At 59.3% G+C, this 17,588-nt stretch carries 14 protein-coding genes; 7 read left to right on the top strand and 7 right to left on the bottom strand.

The window, feature by feature from the left end; genetic code table 11:
• The first annotated feature begins 30 nt into the window (after nucleotides 1–30).
• Together trxA and secA are read left to right on the top strand one after the other, a co-directional pair.
• Entirely contained in the window at nucleotides 31–357 is a 327-nt protein-coding gene (gene trxA / locus D3M59_RS10525) for a thioredoxin TrxA (RefSeq protein ID WP_119533638.1), read from the top strand.
• 132 nt (nucleotides 358–489) lie between these two features.
• The gene (secA, locus tag D3M59_RS10520; RefSeq protein ID WP_119533637.1) at nucleotides 490–3,243 is read left to right on the top strand and encodes a preprotein translocase subunit SecA; all 2,754 of its coding nucleotides are present in this window, start codon (nucleotides 490–492) and stop codon (nucleotides 3,241–3,243) included.
• Between the two features lie 4 nt (nucleotides 3,244–3,247).
• On the opposite strand, the gene D3M59_RS10515 is transcribed toward secA, so the two are convergent.
• Nucleotides 3,248–4,372 (bottom strand): acyltransferase family protein, encoded by a 1,125-nt coding sequence (locus D3M59_RS10515; protein WP_119533636.1) that lies wholly within the window; start codon nucleotides 4,370–4,372, stop codon nucleotides 3,248–3,250.
• Nucleotides 4,373–4,491: 119 nt separating this feature from the next.
• Here D3M59_RS10515 and putA point away from each other — a divergent pair, with 119 nt between their 5' ends.
• Complete coding sequence (gene putA, locus D3M59_RS10510) at nucleotides 4,492–7,611, top strand: bifunctional proline dehydrogenase/L-glutamate gamma-semialdehyde dehydrogenase PutA (RefSeq protein WP_119533635.1); 3,120 nt, start codon at nucleotides 4,492–4,494, stop codon at nucleotides 7,609–7,611.
• A gap of 55 nt (nucleotides 7,612–7,666) precedes the next feature.
• Here putA and D3M59_RS12365 read toward each other — a convergent pair whose 3' ends face one another.
• A complete protein-coding gene (locus D3M59_RS12365) occupies nucleotides 7,667–7,789 on the bottom strand; it encodes a hypothetical protein (protein ID WP_267896960.1) in 123 nt (40 codons plus the stop codon).
• 549 nt (nucleotides 7,790–8,338) lie between these two features.
• On the opposite strand from D3M59_RS12365, the gene D3M59_RS10505 reads away from it, so the two are divergent.
• Nucleotides 8,339–8,722 carry a lysozyme inhibitor LprI family protein gene (locus tag D3M59_RS10505; protein ID WP_119533634.1) on the top strand — a complete coding sequence of 128 codons (384 nt, stop codon included), beginning with the start codon at nucleotides 8,339–8,341 and terminating at the stop codon, nucleotides 8,720–8,722.
• Nucleotides 8,723–8,897: 175 nt separating this feature from the next.
• Here the strand turns inward: D3M59_RS10505 and D3M59_RS10500 are convergent, their stop codons facing one another.
• Together D3M59_RS10500 and D3M59_RS10495 are read right to left on the bottom strand one after the other, a co-directional pair.
• Nucleotides 8,898–10,766, bottom strand: coding sequence for a DUF885 domain-containing protein (locus D3M59_RS10500; RefSeq protein WP_119533633.1), 1,869 nt, complete (start codon nucleotides 10,764–10,766; stop codon nucleotides 8,898–8,900).
• An 83-nt stretch (nucleotides 10,767–10,849) separates the two neighbouring features.
• Nucleotides 10,850–12,700 (bottom strand): DUF885 domain-containing protein, encoded by a 1,851-nt coding sequence (locus D3M59_RS10495; RefSeq protein ID WP_119533632.1) that lies wholly within the window; start codon nucleotides 12,698–12,700, stop codon nucleotides 10,850–10,852.
• Between the two features lie 550 nt (nucleotides 12,701–13,250).
• Here D3M59_RS10495 and D3M59_RS10490 point away from each other — a divergent pair.
• Together D3M59_RS10490 and D3M59_RS10485 are read left to right on the top strand one after the other, a co-directional pair.
• Nucleotides 13,251–13,457, top strand: coding sequence for a cold-shock protein (locus tag D3M59_RS10490; RefSeq protein WP_119533631.1), 207 nt, complete (start codon nucleotides 13,251–13,253; stop codon nucleotides 13,455–13,457).
• A 79-nt stretch (nucleotides 13,458–13,536) separates the two neighbouring features.
• A complete protein-coding gene (locus tag D3M59_RS10485) occupies nucleotides 13,537–13,758 on the top strand; it encodes a hypothetical protein (protein ID WP_119533630.1) in 222 nt (73 codons plus the stop codon).
• A gap of 96 nt (nucleotides 13,759–13,854) precedes the next feature.
• Here D3M59_RS10485 and D3M59_RS10480 read toward each other — a convergent pair whose 3' ends face one another.
• The 3 genes from D3M59_RS10480 to D3M59_RS10470 are packed head-to-tail and all read right to left on the bottom strand — an operon-like array spanning nucleotide 13,855 to nucleotide 16,174.
• Nucleotides 13,855–14,241 carry a VOC family protein gene (locus D3M59_RS10480; RefSeq protein ID WP_233543233.1) on the bottom strand — a complete coding sequence of 129 codons (387 nt, stop codon included), beginning with the start codon at nucleotides 14,239–14,241 and terminating at the stop codon, nucleotides 13,855–13,857.
• Between the two features lie 3 nt (nucleotides 14,242–14,244).
• A complete protein-coding gene (locus D3M59_RS10475) occupies nucleotides 14,245–15,891 on the bottom strand; it encodes a carbon-nitrogen hydrolase family protein (RefSeq protein WP_119533628.1) in 1,647 nt (548 codons plus the stop codon).
• On the bottom strand, nucleotides 15,866–16,174 hold the full coding sequence (locus D3M59_RS10470; protein WP_119533627.1) for a DUF6481 family protein: 309 nt from the start codon (nucleotides 16,172–16,174) through the stop codon (nucleotides 15,866–15,868). Before D3M59_RS10470 ends, D3M59_RS10475 begins: the two co-directional genes overlap by 26 nt.
• A gap of 466 nt (nucleotides 16,175–16,640) precedes the next feature.
• Here D3M59_RS10470 and D3M59_RS10465 point away from each other — a divergent pair.
• Nucleotides 16,641–17,588: VCBS domain-containing protein (locus D3M59_RS10465; protein ID WP_199662502.1), on the top strand; the 948-nt coding region annotated here is incomplete at its 3' end.

The following is a 17,588-nucleotide window of genomic DNA, read 5'->3' as shown; positions in this document are numbered from 1 at the left end:
GCTTGAACCCGATACAAAGGAGTCCCGACTATGGGCCAGAACACCAAGACCGTCACTGACCAGAGCTTCCAGGCCGATGTCCTCGGCGCGGACAAGCCCGTGCTGGTCGATTTTTGGGCGGAGTGGTGCGGCCCGTGCCGGATGATTGCTCCGGCGCTTGAGGAAATTGCAGCTGAACTCGGCGAAAAAGTCACCATCGCCAAGATTAACATCGACGAAAACCCCGATACGCCAGGCAAGTATGGCGTTCGCGGCATTCCCACGATGCTGCTTTTCAAGAATGGCGAAGCGGTTGCCCAAAAGGTTGGCGCAGCACCCCGCAGCCAGATCCAGCAGTGGCTTGAAGCCCAAATCTAAGCGGATCGATATCTAGGCGTTTCGATTGACGGAAGGCGGGGCGCTGCCTACATCGCGCCCCGTCTTTACCCGCGCGCGGGCGAGGCGTCCTATCGCCACCGCGCGCCCGGCTTTTTGAGGATTTTTTCGTACATGCTCGCCTCCCTGGCCAAAAGCATCTTCGGCTCGTCGAACGACCGTTACGTCGCCAAGCTCGGCAAGATCGTAGAGACGATCAACAGCTACGAGCCCACCATTTCCGCCATGACGGACGATGAGCTTCGTAACCAGACGGCGCTTTTCCGCCAGCGATTGGCAGAAGGCACCAAGCTCGACGACCTGCTGCCGGAAGCATTTGCGACCGTTCGGGAGGCATCGAAGCGCACGCTGGGCCTTCGGCATTTCGACGTCCAGATGATCGGCGGCATTGCCCTCCATCGCGGCGAAATTGCGGAAATGCGCACGGGTGAGGGCAAGACGCTGGTCGCAACGCTCGCGACCTATCTTAATGCGCTCCCGGGCAAAGGCGTCCATGTCGTGACGGTCAACGACTACCTGGCACGCCGCGATGCTGACTGGATGGGCCAGATCTATCGATTCCTTGGCCTGGAAGTCGGCGTCATCGTTCCGAACCTCAGCGATGTCGAACGCCGCAACGCCTATCTGGCTGATATCACCTACGCCACGAACAACGAGCTCGGCTTCGATTACCTGCGCGACAATATGAAGTTCTCGCGCGACCAGATGGTCCAGCGGCCTTTCAACCACGCCATCGTCGACGAAGTGGACTCGATCCTCATCGACGAAGCGCGGACGCCGCTCATCATCTCGGGTCCGACCGACGACAAGTCGGAGCTCTACATGAGCGTCGACGCGATCGTGAAGCAGTTCGTGGAGACGGACTATGAGAAGGACGAGAAGCAAAAGAGCATCGTCCTCACCGAAGAAGGCACCGAAAAAGCCGAGCGGATGCTGGAGGACGCCGGCCTTATCGAGGGCAGCAACCTCTACAACATCGCCAACACCCAGGTCGTCCATCACCTGAACCAGGCCTTGAAGGCCAACAAGATGTTCAAGCGGGACATCGATTACATCGTGAAGGACGACAAGGTCGTCATCATCGACGAGTTTACCGGCCGAATGATGGACGGGCGGCGTTGGTCGGACGGTCTTCACCAGGCGGTAGAGGCCAAGGAAGGCGTCAATATCGAGCCGGAGAACCAGACGCTCGCCTCGATCACCTTCCAGAACTACTTCCGCATGTATCCAAAGCTGTCGGGCATGACCGGCACGGCGCTGACCGAGGCGCCGGAATTCTTCGATATTTATCGGATGAACGTCGTCTCGATCCCGACCAATGTCCCCGTCCAGCGCATCGACGAGGACGACGAGTTCTACAAGAACATCACCGACAAGTTCGCGGCGATCGCTAAAGAGATCAAGGGGCGGCAGGAGAAGGGGCAGCCGGTCCTGGTTGGCACCGTCTCAATCGAGAAGTCGGAAATGCTTTCCGAGTATCTCGAGCAGGAAGGCATCCGGCACAGCGTGCTCAACGCCCGCTTCCACGAGAGCGAAGCTCATATCGTCGCGCAGGCGGGCCGCATCGGTGCCGTCACCATCGCCACGAACATGGCGGGCCGCGGTACGGACATCAAACTGGGCGGCAACCTTGAATTCCGCATCGAAGACGAGCTCTCGGACATGCCCGAGGGTCCCGAGCGGGATGCCATCATTGCGCGCTTTGCGGCCGAGATCGAAGCCGAGAGGCAGCAGGTCCTCGCCGCCGGCGGCTTGTTTGTGCTTGGCACCGAGCGCCACGAAAGCCGCCGCATCGACAATCAGCTGCGTGGCCGCTCAGGCCGCCAGGGCGACCCGGGTCTCTCGCGTTTCTACCTGAGCCTGGACGACGATCTGCTGCGCATTTTTGGGCCGCAAACCGCGTTCGCGCGCCTCATGAACAAGAATCTCGAGGATGGCGAAGCGATCGTTAGCCCATGGATTTCCAAGGCTATCGAGACCGCGCAGAAGAAGGTCGAGGCGCGAAACTACGACATCCGCAAGCAGGTCGTGGAATTCGACGACGTCATGAACGACCAGCGCAAGGTCATTTACGAGCAGCGCGCGGAGATCATGGACGCCGACAATGTCAGCGACGTGATCGAGGACTTCCGTGCCGAGACCATCCAGGGTCTTGTCATGGCAAGCTGCCCGGAAGGCACGTATCCTGAGCAGTGGGACGTCGAGGGCCTGAGGGCCAATCTCGATGAAGTGCTCGACCTGCAGCCGCCGGTTGAGCAATGGCTCGGGGAAGAAGAGGTCGAGCAGGCGATCATTATCGAGCGTGTTCACGCACTGGCCGATGAGAAAATGGCCGCCAAGATTGAAGGCGCTGATCTGGAACGTTGGGTCCAGGTCGAGAAGAACCTTCTCATCCAGACGCTGGACCACCACTGGAAAGAGCATCTGGCGACTCTCGATGCGCTTCGCGCGGTCATTCACCTGCGTAGCTATGCTCAGAAAAAGCCGATCGACGAATATAAGCAGGAAGCTTTCGCGCTTTTCGAGCGGCTCCTGATTACGATCCGCGAAGATGTGACGAAGATGCTGATGCGCGCCCAGGTTCAAATCGAAGAACCGATGCCGATGCCGATGATGTCCGCAGGCGACTTCGCCTTGCCGGAATTCATCACCAATCACATCGACCCGTTCTCGGGCGATGACGACACGGCCGACGTCGATGCGGGTGGCAATCTGCTGTCCAATCTTCCGCCGCTGCAAGCGCCGCGTCCGCCGCTGCCCGAGAGCATCGCGGACGGTGAGACCATCGTCGCACCGGATAGCCGCAATGCTCCGTGCCCGTGCGGGTCAGGGCGTAAGTATAAGCATTGCCACGGCCAGGCGGCCTGATTGATTAGAGGCGGCGGGCGAGTGTCCGCCGCCGGATCCAATCTTGCGCTGGGAGCTCGAAGGCCCGGTAGCTAATGGCGGCGACGACTAATGTCGTTGCCAGGTAAGCCGCAAGGAGCGCGGGGCTTGCAAGATCGACCTCCACCACGCCGCGCGCAACGGCAATCGCCAGCATGAGCTGCAGTGGAAAGTGCAGCAGGTAGCTGGAGTAAGTGAGGTTGCCGGCAGCCTGGATTGGCCCGGCATATCGGTCGAGTGCTCGCCATTCACGTGATGCCACCAATAACAGGCAGGGCACCGCGATAAGCAAGATCATGGGTAGGGTTGCCCGGTCGCCAAGTATCCCCGTGGCGAGGCCGACCACCACTATTCCTGCAAGGGCAAGGCCGGCAGCACGGTGCAATCGCTGTGGAGCCAAGGCTGCTATGCCGCCTGCGAAGAAATAAGAGGCACAGCCGATCGAGACCCAATCGAGCCCAGCAAGCTGCAATATGAGCGCGGCAAGCACGACGCCGAGGCACAGCTTTACCGTCGGTGCCAATTTGCGCAGCAAGAGGAAGAAGCCGGCGTAGACTGCAACTTCCGCCGAGATCGACCAGATTGGACCGTTGAAGCTGAAGGGCTGGGGAGGCCCCCAATCCGTCGCGAGGAATAGCTGGCGGATCAGGAAGGTCGCGTTCTGGGCCGGATAGATAAAATCCGATCCGACTAAGTTCCGGTGCGCCGCTTGCAGGGCGATTACCAGGGCCAGCGTCGCAAGATGCAGCGGGTAAAGCCGCGAAAAGCGGAGCCAGAAGAAATCGGCCGCTCCGACCTGTCGGTCATGAACAGGACGCCCATATTTCCAGAAGAATATGTAGCCGCTGATCCCCCAGAACAGCTGCACACCGTACTGACCATATTCGTACAGCGGCCAGAAAACGGAATAAAAGGGTACGTCGGTTCTTAGGACAGATCGAACACCGACCATGTGCGCGAAATGACGATAATGGTACAAGAGCACGGCAAGCGCGGCAAAAAAGCGCAGGATTTCCAGTCCCAGCAACTTGGATGAGCCATTGGTGCTGCCGGGCCGAACTGGGTCCAGTGGCCTTGCGTTGGTAGCGTCAATCGGGGCAGCAATTCCCATCGGTTGGCTGGTAACCGGAAATGGTTACGAAAAAGGCATCATTTGCCCGCTGGTAAGGCCGCGCGGGAGCGCCTATTCCGCGCCGCGAACACCCAGCCATTTGCCGGAAAAACGCCATCATGATCGATCGTACCGCTCTTCGCCTTGCCTATCGGCCTGACGAGAATGAGATTGTCGACAAACGATTGGAGCAGGCCCGATTGACTGCGGCGCAGCAGGGTGAAGCCGGCGCAATCGCGAAGACGCTCGTAAAGGCCGTTCGTGGGCATAAGGCCGCGGGCCTCGATGCGTTCCTGCAGGCCTATGACTTGGGCTCGGATGAAGGCATTGCGCTCATGTGTCTTGCCGAGGCGTTGCTGCGTATTCCCGATGCGGAAACGGCCGACGACTTGATCCACGACAAGCTGTCCGGTCCCGACTGGGCTGAAAAGCTGGGCGATAGCCGGTCCACTTTCGTCAATGCGGCGACTTTCTCCCTGCTGCTGACGGGCAAGGTACTCGACGAAGCCAACGACAAGACTGAGGGTTGGCGTGCAGCACTGGGGCGGGCTGTCGGTCGCCTCGGTGAGCCGGTCATTCGGACCGCTGTTGGCCAGGCAATGAAGATCCTTGGCCGCCAGTTCGTTTTCGGACGGACGATTGACGAAGCACTGAAGCGGGCAGCTCCGGAGCAGCAGCGCGGATGGAGCCACAGCTTCGATATGCTGGGCGAAGCCGCCAAGACACATGCCGACGCGGCCCGCTATGCCCGCGCCTACGGTGACGCACTCGACACCATCGCCAAGGTCTCCAAGGGAGGCTTCCGCAAGGCTCCAGGTATTTCGGTAAAGCTCTCCGCACTCCATCCGCGCTACGAGTGGAGCCATGCAGAGCAGGCCATGGCAGACATCATGCCAGTCCTGCGCCAACTGGCACTACGAGCATCGTCGGCAGACGTTCATTTTACCATCGATGCAGAAGAAGCAGACCGGCTCGAACTGTCGATGGACATTATCGAGGCGCTCGTTGCGGACGATGAGTTGTTCGCCAACGGTTGGGGCGGTTTTGGCCTTGCCATTCAGGCCTATTCGAAGCGCGCGGTGCCGCTGGTCGATTGGGTGATTGAACTGGCGCGCAAGCATGGGCGCAAGCTCATGGTCCGACTGGTCAAGGGCGCCTATTGGGATAGCGAAATCAAGGTAGCCCAGGTTGGCGGGCTTCCTGACTACCCCGTCTTTACACGCAAGGTCGCGACAGATGTCTCCTATCTCGCATGCGCAAAGCGGCTGTTGGCCGCCAACGATTGCATTTACGCGGCATTCGCAACGCACAACGCCAATACAATTGGTGCGGTGAAGGCACTGGCTGGGAAGACGCCGTTCGAGTTCCAGCGCCTGCACGGCATGGGTGAGGGGCTTTACGAGGAACTGGCCAAGCTGGAGCAGGGCATCGGCGAGACGCCGACCCCGGTCCGCATTTATGCTCCGGTTGGCAGTCACAAAGAGCTGCTCGCCTACCTCGTTCGCCGCTTGTTGGAGAACGGTGCCAACAGCAGCTTCGTCAACCGCATTGCCGACGATGAAGTGCCAGTCGAAGCACTGGTTCGGGATCCGGTCGCCGAGCTTGAAGCGCTTCAGCCAAGGCGCAATCCCGCGATCCCGCTGCCCAATGCCATCTTCGGCGAGGGCCGAGTGAACAGCGCCGGCGTTGATCTTAGTGATCCCCTCGTGCGCGAGCCTTTGTTGGCTTCGTTGACAAAGCTGCAAGGCAAGCGCTGGTCGGCGGCGCCGACGGGCGGAGGATCAGGCGACAAGTGCAGCATCGTTTCGCCATTCGACACATCGCTCGTGGTTGGCGAGGCCATCTGGGCCAGCGAGAAAGACGTGGACCGGATCGTGCGCAGTGCGCACGCAGTGCAGGTCGAGTGGGACCAGCTTGGCGGGGAGGCGCGTGCCGCGTTGCTCGATCGCGCCGCCGATCTATTCGAGGAGCATCGCGAGGAGCTGTTCTCTCTATGCATTCGCGAAGCTGGAAAGACGCTCCTCGACGCCGTGCTGGAGGTGCGCGAGGCGGTAGACTTCCTACGCTATTATGCCAGCGAAGCTCGTCGCCTGTTCACCGGTGCGACGTCCCTGCCTGGGCCGACGGGAGAGCTGAACGAATTGCGCCTGCACGGCCGCGGCGTTTTTGCCTGCATCAGTCCGTGGAACTTCCCGCTGGCCATCTTCATCGGTCCTGTTGCCGCGGCCTTGGCGGCCGGCAATAGCGCAATTGCAAAGCCTGCAGAGCAGACCCCATTGATCGGCGCGCTGGCAATTGAGCTTATGCACAAGGCCGGCATCCCGAAAAATGTGGTCCAGATGGTACCCGGGGATGGGCGGGCAGGGGCGGCCTTGACGTCGCATCCACTGATCGGCGGCGTTGCTTTCACGGGTTCGACCGACACAGCCCGCGCCATCAACCGCAGTCTTGCTAACCGTGACGGCCCGATCGTTCCGCTCATTGCCGAGACCGGCGGCCAAAATGCCATGATCGTGGACAGCTCCGCCTTGCCGGAACAGGTCACGAGAGACGTTGTGGCGTCATCGTTCCAAAGCGCTGGCCAACGGTGCTCTGCGCTCCGCGTCTTGTTCATCCAGGACGACGTGGCGGATTCGATGCTTGAGATGATCGCGGGCGCACTCGATGCGCTAAGCATTGGCGATCCATCGGACATCACGGTCGACGTCGGTCCCGTTATCGATGAGGAGGCGAAGGCCGCGCTCGATGCTCATCTCGCCGAGCTAGGCAAGCCGATTGCCCAATTGGAGCTCCCTGCTAACGCAAAGCGTGGCCATTTCGTTCGTCCGACGATGGTTGAGATCAAGAGCCTGGCGGATTTGGATCGTGAGCACTTTGGGCCGATCCTGCACGTCATTCGCTGGAAATCGGGCGAGCTCGACAAGGTAATCAAATCAATTAATTCAACCGGTTATGGTCTGACACTAGGATTGCAGAGCCGGATTGACACGACGCGGCTTTATGTTGAGCGCAACGCGCGAGTTGGTAACATCTACGTCAACCGCAACCAGATTGGCGCGGTCGTGGAGAGCCAGCCCTTCGGCGGCGAAGGTTTGTCCGGGACCGGCCCCAAGGCGGGAGGGCCGCACTACGTGGCGCGCTTCGCAACTGAACGGGTAACCTGCATCGATACGACGGCTGCCGGTGGCAATGCGTCACTGATGGCGGCAATTGAAGGCAAACCCTTCGCGTCCGATTGATGCTGATTAGGAAATTAATGTATATCAAGGTTGGTGGCGCCCGCGAATGAGTCGATTAATCGACCGTGGAGGCCAGCATGTCCCCGCCGATCTCTGGTACATCGACCTTGGTTGCCCTTATCGGGGCCGCATTGGCTTTCCCGTCAGCGGCAGCGGCACAGCCGGGCATGCCATGCATTCCCGATCCATTACGCCCCTCGGTTTGCCTGGATCCTGCCACGCTCATCGACCTGTTGCGAGACCGTAAGACGGGTCAGTCGCCGACGCCAAATCGGGGAAACGTGGACAACAACGTTTATAGGAGCCCCGTGAACGTCGATGGACGCGTTCGCCAACGACCCCGTCCGCGAGTTGTGGCTCCCACTCAGCAACATGGTCGCGGCAACGTGGACAACAATATTTACGCGAGCCCCGTGAATGTCGAGAGGAGCAATCGCCAACGGGCCCGGCAGCAAGTTGTTGCTCCATCCCAGCATAGGGAAGCCGTGCCTGCCCCGGAAGGCTCTAGGGATCGGGGTCCTGCCATCGGAAGCGTTGTCGGTGCGGCCGCCGGACGTCCCGCTGGAGCCCCAACCGGTACCGCACAACCTGTCAGGCGAGACAGTGTTGTCGGGGCGGCGGGCCGAGCTGCACCCGCACCCCGGACCTTACCGGCGCCGCGCGCCGGAGCGGATGAGCAGGCGAAAGCGCGGGCCCGGCTTCGCCAGCAAACGGACGAAGACGATTAATGAAAATCTATGGGCAATTTTTGGCGGCGTTGGGCAGCGCGGCAATTTGGTCGGCGAGCCCAGTGTCAGCGGAAATGTACAACGCTGAATATCGGCAGTGTGCTGATGGACCGACGGCAGACATTCTTGAATGTCTGCAGGCGAGGAGTGAGCGCTGGGACAAACAATTGAACGTCAATTTCCGAAATGCACTGCAACGAGCGGAAGGACCGCAGAAGGCTGCACTGCGTCAGGCGCAGCGTGCCTGGATCGAGTACCGCGATGCCAATTGCGAGGCTTACGGAGCGCGGCAAGGATCGCTGCGACTGATCGAGGCGGCTGAATGCATAAGGTCTATGACGGCGGAACGCGCGTCCGAACTCCAAAACTTCGCGATGAACTGACGACCGACTGATTGCCCAACTTCAACACGGGAATGGAGAGCAGCTAAGCGCGAACGCGTCACCTGCATCGACACGCGGACTGCGGTCGCTGATGGCTGCCATTGAGGGTCGGTAGAGTCGAAGTCGTTGGGCCGGCTGCTGCGCTAATTTATGGGCAGCAACCGGCCCTGCGTCTTTATCCAGCGCGTTTGCGATCGGCGATGTACGCCGTGATCAAGTCTTCGAGAACGTCGAGCGGTACTGCGCCATTCTCAAGTACAACCGCGTGGAACTCACGAAGGTCAAACGACGCACCAAGTTCACGCTGAGCACGTTGCCTGAGTTCAAAGATCTTGAGCTGTCCGACCATGTAACTGGTCGCCTGGCCGGGCCAATTGAAATAGCGCTCGACCTCCTTCGTGGCGTCCCGCTCGGACAGCAAGGCGTTGTCTAGGAAATAGCGAATTGCCTGTTCGCGTGTCCAGCGCTTGGAATGGATGCCGGTATCGACAACCAGTCTCACCGCGCGCCACAACTGGGTCGAATACATCCCAAATTCTGAAATCGGATCCTCGTAAAAGCCGAGCTCCTTGCCAAGGCTTTCGGCATATAATCCCCAACCTTCAGAATAGGCGCCATATCCACCGAAACGCCGGAACTTGGGAACACCCGGAAGCTCCTGGGCGAGGGCAATTTGGAAATGGTGGCCCGGGGCGCCTTCGTGATAGCTGATTGCTTCCGTTTGCGGCTTCAACACCTGCGTCATGTCGGCAAGATTCACGTAATAGATGCCTGGACGCGATCCATCCTCAGATGGCCGGTTGTAGAATGCGACAGGCGCGGTTTCCTGCCGCCACTCTTCGACGGCGCGGACCTCTAGCGGCGCTTTGGGAAGGCGGCTGAACATCGTCGGCGCTTTGGCCATGACCTGAGCGATGTATCGGCGGGCATCGGCGAGGTAGGCCTCCCGGCCCTTGGCATTGTTCGGATATTTGTACTGCTGACCACGTATAATGTGGGCGAAGAATTGCTTCAGCGTGCCCTTGAAGCCAACCTGATCCTTGATCCGCTCCATTTCGCGATGAATGCTTGCCACCTGATCAAGACCGATCTGGTGAATCTCGTCCGCTGACATGTCAGTCGTCGTGGATTGGCTTAGGCGGTTTGCATAAAAGGCGCCGCCGTCGGGCAAGCTCCAGGCGCCGCGGTTGCCCGTTGCGCGGAGCTCGATCGAATCCCAAGTCGACAGGAAGGTCTGATACCCTCGAGCGAATGGGCCGGTCATCGCCTCGCGGGCCGCAGCAAGCAGACGGTCCTTCTCCGCCTGCGGTACGTCGAGCTTTGCAACCTTGCTCTTGAAGTCCGCGTAAACCGGCGTGTCCGCACCTGATGTGAAGGGGGCGCCCGCAAGGACCCGGCGGGCATCTGCCCGGACCGGCGCGAAATTGAACTTCGAGGGAATGATGCCCGCCTCGGTTTGCCGTCGCATGTTGGCAGTGATTTCATTCATCACTCGCTCAACGTCGCGGAGCCGCGAGATGTAAGCCTCGGCGTCAGCTACCGTGCTCACCCGGTGCTGGTTGATTAGAAAAACGGGAATGGAGCCTGCCGGACTGCCGTTGGTGCTGGCCGGAAAGCCATGCCAGCGCCAACGCCACGCCTCGACTTCGTCCAGCACCTCTTTTTCGAACAATCGGTAGCTAAGGCGGCCCGCAGGGCTAAGACCGGCGGGGTCAAAGTCAGCGCGCAACTGCTGCAGCTGCCGCTGCGCCAGCGCCAGGCCATCCGCGCGATATGCTTCCGTGTAACTGTCGAGGCGATCGTACTGCTCTTTCCGACCGAGCGAGGTGAGGCCCTGCGGGGATCTCGCAAGCTGCTCTTCGAACGCTGCATCCAGAAATGCAGTGAGCCGCTGATCTTCGGCCGCAGGGTCCAGGGCAGGCGTTGTAGCGACTGGAGTTGCAACTGGCGCAGGAGCCACGACTGGCGCCGTGCCAGTAGCCGGGACGCAGGCCGTGGTGGAAAGAAGCAGGAGCGACAGTGACAGGGGTAACAAGGGCTTCACGCAAGTGTCTCCTCGGCTAGGACCTGGTAATTGCTAGCATGCTCGGCGGGGTACGCCAGCGGCAGTAACGGTCTCGCTTTTTGTTATGCACGCGACGCAGCGTTGCGAGCGACGCGCTCAGCGACCTGGCGCTCGAGAATGGTGAGCGGCATCGATCCCAACAGAAGCACTTGGTGGAACTGCTTGAGATCGAAGCGATCGCCCAGCTTGGCGCGCGCCTCGTCGCGCAATCGCAGCCAGACCGTATGTCCTATTTTATAGCTGAGCGCTTGGCCCGGCCAAGCGGTGTAACGGTCGATTTCGTTCTGGCCGCGTCCACGGGCAATGCCCGTCGTGCGCAGGAAATAGTCGGTGGCGCGCTCACGTGACCAGCGCTTGGAGTGCATGCCTGAATCAACGACTAGGCGGGTAGCTCGGAACAGGAAGGACTGGAGCATGCCAGCACGCTCGAGCGGGCGACCTTCAAACATGCCAAGTTCGTCTGCAAGCTGCTCCGCATACAAGGCCCATCCCTCGGAGTAGGCAGAATAGCCGCCGTACCGCCGGATTAGCGGTATCTCCTCCGACTCTTGGGCCAGGCTGATCTGGAGATGATGTCCGGGTGTGGCTTCGTGATGGGTCAGCGTGCGCAGGCCGAACTTGGGCCGATCGAACGTATCTCTAAGGTTGATGTAGTAAATTGCCGGGCGGGAGTTATCGCGCGGCGCGCTATCGTAATAGGCACCAGGGGATCCTGCCTGGATCAATTCGGGCACCCGGCGCGCAACGACGTCAGCCTTCGGTAAGGTTCCAAACGCGCGCGGAAGTTGTGCCTCAATCTCGGCAATCTGCTTGTTGAGTTCGGCAATCAATTCCTCCCGCCCTGCGTCCGTGTTCGGGAAAAGCTGATCGGGTCGTTTGTTGAGTTCGGCCAGGCGTTCGCCGGGCGTGCCCCGCGTGAGGCCTTCGGCGCGCAGTATCTGGTTGAGCTCTGCTTCCAGTGCAGCCACTTGCTCAAGACCGATCTTGTGAACCTCGTCCGCAGTGAGCTTCGTGGTTGTCGAGGCTTCTATCGCTCCCTGGTAATAGGCTTCACCGTCCGGCAGCCGCCAGACACCGGCATCATGGACGGCTTTGGAGCGAAGCTCGGTGATAAGCGCAATTTGCCGATCAAGTGCTGGGAACACGTTGGCTGCGACGATTTGCGTCGCCTGCCGGGCCCAATCGCCCTTGATGCCCTTCTCGCGGGCGCGGCGCGCAATGGACTGCACCAGCACGGTCTGCGCCGCCTGCTGATCGCGAAGAGACCGCAATTGCCGGAGCGTAGTGTCGAGCAGGTAATCCGGCGCGAAGACACCCCGGCTAGCGTCCGCGCGTTGGCGCTCGGTCGTATCGTCCAGCGCCTTGGGGAATGAAGAGAGGCGAGAGAGGTAGGCGTGCGCGTCTGCTTCAGTCTCGATGGGATGCTGATTGTCGAGGAAATCTGGGATGCCGCGATATGGACCGTTCAGCTGGCTTAGGACGTACGGCGAGTAGCGTCCGCCTGCAGAGCCGAACTGAAACCGCTCCGAGCCGCTGATTGCTCGCTCAAGCCCGTATTCGACGACGTCATAGTCGAGGGCGGCGGGGTCACTTAACCCATCGCGGCCGAATGCGCGCAAGCTCTGGATCTCGCTTTTCGACCGGGCAAGGTCTTTTGCGACGCCCGATTGCGAGTAGTCATCCAGGCGATATCTAAGATTTCGGTGTTCGCCATTGTCGAAACCGCCCGCAGTCGCGCTTTCCGGATCGTCGGTAAGACGGTCGTAAAAGAAGCGGTCGAGAAGGGCGCGCAATTGAGCGTCCTTTGGACCGGCATCCCTAGCAGTCGCGCTGACACTAGTGGTAGCGCAGGCGGGGAGGGTGGAGGCGATTGCAAGCGCTCCGGCGGAACCGAGAAATTGACGACGATCCATGGAGCTCAACTCTCCCATAGGGTCTGGAATTGATCCGCAGCCGGTCGGCCTTGCGTTCATCACGAAGGCTTCTCTTCAGACCAGACCGAATGGACAGAGTCCAGACGTGGCGGGCATTGATCGGTCGTTGAAACGAGCATTGAAAAATCGAGGATGGGCCTGATCGAAGCCTGTAACTTCAGGCTGTCATCCAGAGCGCGTGACTGGCTGCCCCTGTTAAAGTTGCCACGCAAATTCCTTTCTGGATCTGCCGTAGAGGCTCTGAGAATTCCAGAATTCGTCCAATATTTTGCGAAAACATTCTAAGTGAGGAGTGATCTTACTAATCAGCATATAATACCGCGGCGGTAGATTATTTTTACGAAATACAGCTCGTTACGGAGCACGTGGGAAAACTAGCTGTCAAACTTTCCAGAAGCTGTTACAACTGCTCCTGCTACAGTCGCAATTGAATGGTCTTTCGGCGCTTTGCGGCTCCTATTCCTTCTCTCTCGCTTCTCCCTAGCGGCAAGGATCTGACTTCCAGGTCCCCCATTTGAAGGAATTAGTTATGCCGATCGGCACCGTGAAATTTTTCGACAACTCCAAGGGTTATGGCTTCATTACGAACGAAGCCGGTGGCAACGATGCGTTTGTGCACATCAGCGCCGTTGAAGCTGCTGGGATGACAACCCTGGAGAAAGAACAGCGCGTTTCTTACGAGCTGGAAAACGACCGGCGCGGCAAGACCAGTGCGGTCAATCTCCAATCAGCTTAACTAGCTGTCTCCGTCGCAAGGCGGAGGACAACAATTGGCGGGTGTCTTTGGGCACCCGCCTTTTTTGAATGGGAACAACATGTCAGCACAGCTCGATTTTTACCGCCAACGCGCATCCGAAGCTCGCGAAGGGGCAGCTGCAGCCAAACTCCAAAATGTCCGTGATCGGTGGCTCTCATCGGAGGCTAGTTGGACCGCCCTTGCGAAGCAGAGTGAGCGAGCCGAAGTTATGCGCGAGAAGCTCATCGCCGAGAAGGCTAGCGAACATGCCGCATTGGGTGCCGCAAAGAACCTAGTCTAATTAAGATTTGCTCTACCGCTGAACTTCGTGCGGCTTCAGGACAAGCTTGATTGTTCCGCTAGGGTGTCTTCGCCGCTCTCGCGGCTTGCCGCTTAGCTATTGGTGTACTGCTTCCAGCTTGTACCCGTCCGGGTCGAAGACGAATGCAGCGTAGTATGAAGGCCCGTAATTCGGCCGAAGCCCGGGACCTCCGGCGTCACGACCACCTTGCGCGAGAGCAGCGGCATAAAACTGATCGACGGCATCGCGATGAGGGGCGGTGAATGCCAGGTGAAAGCCTGGGCCCGGTAGCGCCATAGTCTTGGATTGGAGCTTTACCGCGAACACATCGAGCTCGCCGGGCGGGCCATAACCTATTCCGTCGTCCGCGGTCCAAATGCGAACGAAGCCAAGTGGCGCCAGCGTAGCATCATAGAACGCGGCTGACCTGCCCAAATCAGCGATGCCAAAGGACAAATGGCTAAGCATAGCGGAATGGGACATCTGTCAGCCCCCGCCAGGGGACTTCATGCCCATTGGTCGTCCGACATTAGCTGCCGGATCACCACGAGCGCCCTTATTCCAATTTATCCGGTAAAGGTCGAAGCGCCGGTCGGAAAGATTGCGCACCGTGCCTTCTGCCCGGGCCCACGTAAGATCTGCCAGGTTCACATCCGCGATCGTTAGCGTTTCGATGTTTTCGCTTGCTTCGGCCGCGACGCCATCGCGAGCGAATGGGAAGTCGCATGGCGTGAGGATGCACGACTGCGCGTATTGGACATCCATATTGTCGACGCCCGGTAGGTTGCCGACATTGCCCGATAGAACGACGAAGCACTGGTTTTCGATTGCTCGCGCCTGCGCACAATAGCGTACCCGCATGTAGCCTTGCCGGTTGTCCGTGCAGAATGGGACGAAGATGATCCGAGCGCCTTCATCCACGAGCCGCCGTGCCAGCTCAGGAAACTCGCTGTCGTAGCAAATGAGCACACCGACTGGCCCGATGTCCGTCTGGATGACATCCACTGAACTGCCACCCTTGATCTTCCACCAATAGGCTTCGTTCGGCGTCGGGTGGATTTTCTCCTGCGCATGCACGGATCCGTCGCGGAGGCAGACGTAGGCGACATTCTGGATGCTGCCATCTTCCGTGCGGGTCGGATGTGATCCCCCGACGATGTTGATGTTGTACCGCATCGCCATCCGCGACAGTTCGGCGACGATCGGCGCGCGATGATCGGTCATGCGGTCAATCGCCTCCATGGGCGACAGCGCTGCTTTCTCAAAGGACAGCAGCGACATGGTGAACAACTCGGGGAACACGACAAAGTCCGAGCGATAGTCCGCGGCCACGTCAACGAAATATTCGATGTTCTGAACGAACTCCTCGAAGCTTTTCACCGGGCGCGCCTGAAGCTGGACGCTCGCCAAGCGCACGCTTTCGACCCCGCGAGGCACACGAAAAGCCGCAGGCTCGTTGGGATCTACGTACGGATTGCGCCATACCATGTGGGCAGCGAACCCGCCCGAGGCCTTGTCGAACGGGAGGTAGTTGCGAAGAACGCCAATCGGGGTGAAGCCGTTCGACATCTGGAATCCAACAACCGGATCTCGAAGCTTTCCTTCCTGAACCTGGGAAAGGTACAGGTCAGGGCCACCTACCTTTGTTTTTGCCCGCGCATAGCCCGGCATCCGTCCGCCAAAGACGATGCCCCGCAACTCGAGGCGTTCGGCAAGCGCCCGGCGCGCATCATATAAACGCTTTCCAATGCGAAGCCCGCGACGTCGCTCGTCGACGGCCATTTCGATGCCGTAGAGCCAGTCACCAGTCGGATCGTGACGACTACCAAAGCCATTGCCCGTGATCGTCGCCCAATCATGCGGCGCCAGGGCTATCGCTTCGTCAATGCGCGAGGATGCGCAGTAGCCGACGATCTCGCCCTCTAAGACCGCGACGAACTGGCCTTCAGGAAAATTGTTGATCTGCCCACGGACCTGCCCCGGGCTGTAATTCTCAAAGCCGGGATAGGCCCTGTTTATGAGTGAAAGTATCCCGGGGACGTCTTGCGGGACGGCCGTTCGAATTTCCAGCTTTGCAGGACTCTTTCTGGGCTCGCTTGCCACGGTCCTATTTCCGCGCCTTGCGCGCGGCATAGCGGGCGTCGCGGGCAGCTTTCAGTTCAGCCTCCGTCCGAGCAACGGGCGCCACAACTGATTTGGCGGCAGCCTTAGCTTCCTTCGCGGCCTGCATCGCAGCCTGTTTCGCTTTCCGCTTTTCGGCGTCGGCCGCTTCCCGTTTTTCGCGAGCTGCCTGTCGGGCGGCAACTTCTTCTGGGTCTGCGGGCGGTTTCGCTCGCAAAGCATCCAGTGCCTTCTGCTTCGCTTCGGCAGCGCGGGCGACGCGATCCTGAAATGACTGATCCTTGAATGCGTTCATGATGAAAGACGTCTCCTGAGTTGTGCTAGATACGGTTACTGGCGGGACCTGTTCCCAAAGGGGTAACCGGGCACTCTTCGAAAGCATCGGGTTACACGGCGGAGCAGGTTTTCGTGCGGTAGGCCAACTTGCACGCCCCGGAAAGGGGATCGGCCGGCGAGCGCGCCTCGCGGGTTTATTTCGCCAACATGTCCCCGCTTAGACAACCGCAGCCGCTGGAGAAAGAAGGTAGTCGCTGGGTGCAAATAATGCCCGGTGAAATGGGATTGGCGGTCGAAGGCGGCCAGGCAGAGCAAAAATGTGACAGTCGGATGAGCGCGGTCTGTCTACGGAATCTCATGACCAAAGTCTAAGTTGTGTCAGTTTGGGACGGTTTTTTTTGACTTAGTCTTTGTTTGTGCGCGTTTATCAATCATAGTTAACGAGGATTTAACGCGACTCGGCTCGCAGATCCCGGGGACTGACCATGGCAACGCAAACAACGGGCGGTGGCTCGACGACGTCGTTTACCAATACACCGCAAGCAAAAGATGACAGCTACATCTTCGTTGAGGACGATCTGCGTAACAACACGACGCTGTACAGTATAGCGACCAGTACAATCATCCTAGATGTTATGGCTAACGACCTTGGCGGAAAAGCCAAGACGCTGTTCTCCGTTGAAGATGGTGACGGCAATCCCATCACCGCTGACTTCGACCTATTGGCGAAAGATGTTAACTCTGCCGGAGTTTCTCAGTGGGAAATGACGTTGGGCGGAAATTGGGTCCGCATCAACAACGGCAAGATCGAATATCGAATTGCCGATGGGTCAGGTGTCCCTGGGCAGGGCCGGGACATTAATTCGCTCACGGATGGACAGATCTTTTGCGATCAATTTGTCTATGCGATCAGGCTAGGTAACGGGACGCTTAGTGAGGCGACCGTAAAGATTAATATTACTGGCGCCAACGATGCGGCTTCCATATCCGTCGTCGGTGTCAGCGATAATGCTGTCGTCGAGGCGGGCGGCGTTGCCAATGGGCTGCCCGGCGATCCTTGTGCTTATGGCACGCTGGTCGTCAATGATGCTGATCTGGGCGAGAATGTTTTTCATGCTCCAGATGCCGGCGCACTTACAGGAACGTACGGCGATTTCACATTCAATCCGTTGAGTGGTGGTTGGACCTATACACTCGATAACTCGCTAGCGACGACCCAAGGTTTGGACGATGGAGAGTCGGTCACCGAAACTCTGACGGTAACGTCAATCGACGGATCAGCCAGCTATGATATCGTTGTCACGATTACCGGTGCGGACGATGCGCCGACCCTGGCGGCGGTGACGAGCGGATCGATCGCGGAGGTGGACCAGTCGGCGACGACGACCGATGGCGGCCTGTCTGGCCTGCTGGTGGGCGGCGACGTGGATGGC

The organism is Sphingomonas edaphi (assembly GCF_003583725.1).
GTDB classification, from domain to species: Bacteria; Pseudomonadota; Alphaproteobacteria; order Sphingomonadales; family Sphingomonadaceae; genus Sphingomicrobium; species Sphingomicrobium edaphi.
This window is presented reverse-complemented; position numbering and strand designations above follow the sequence as displayed.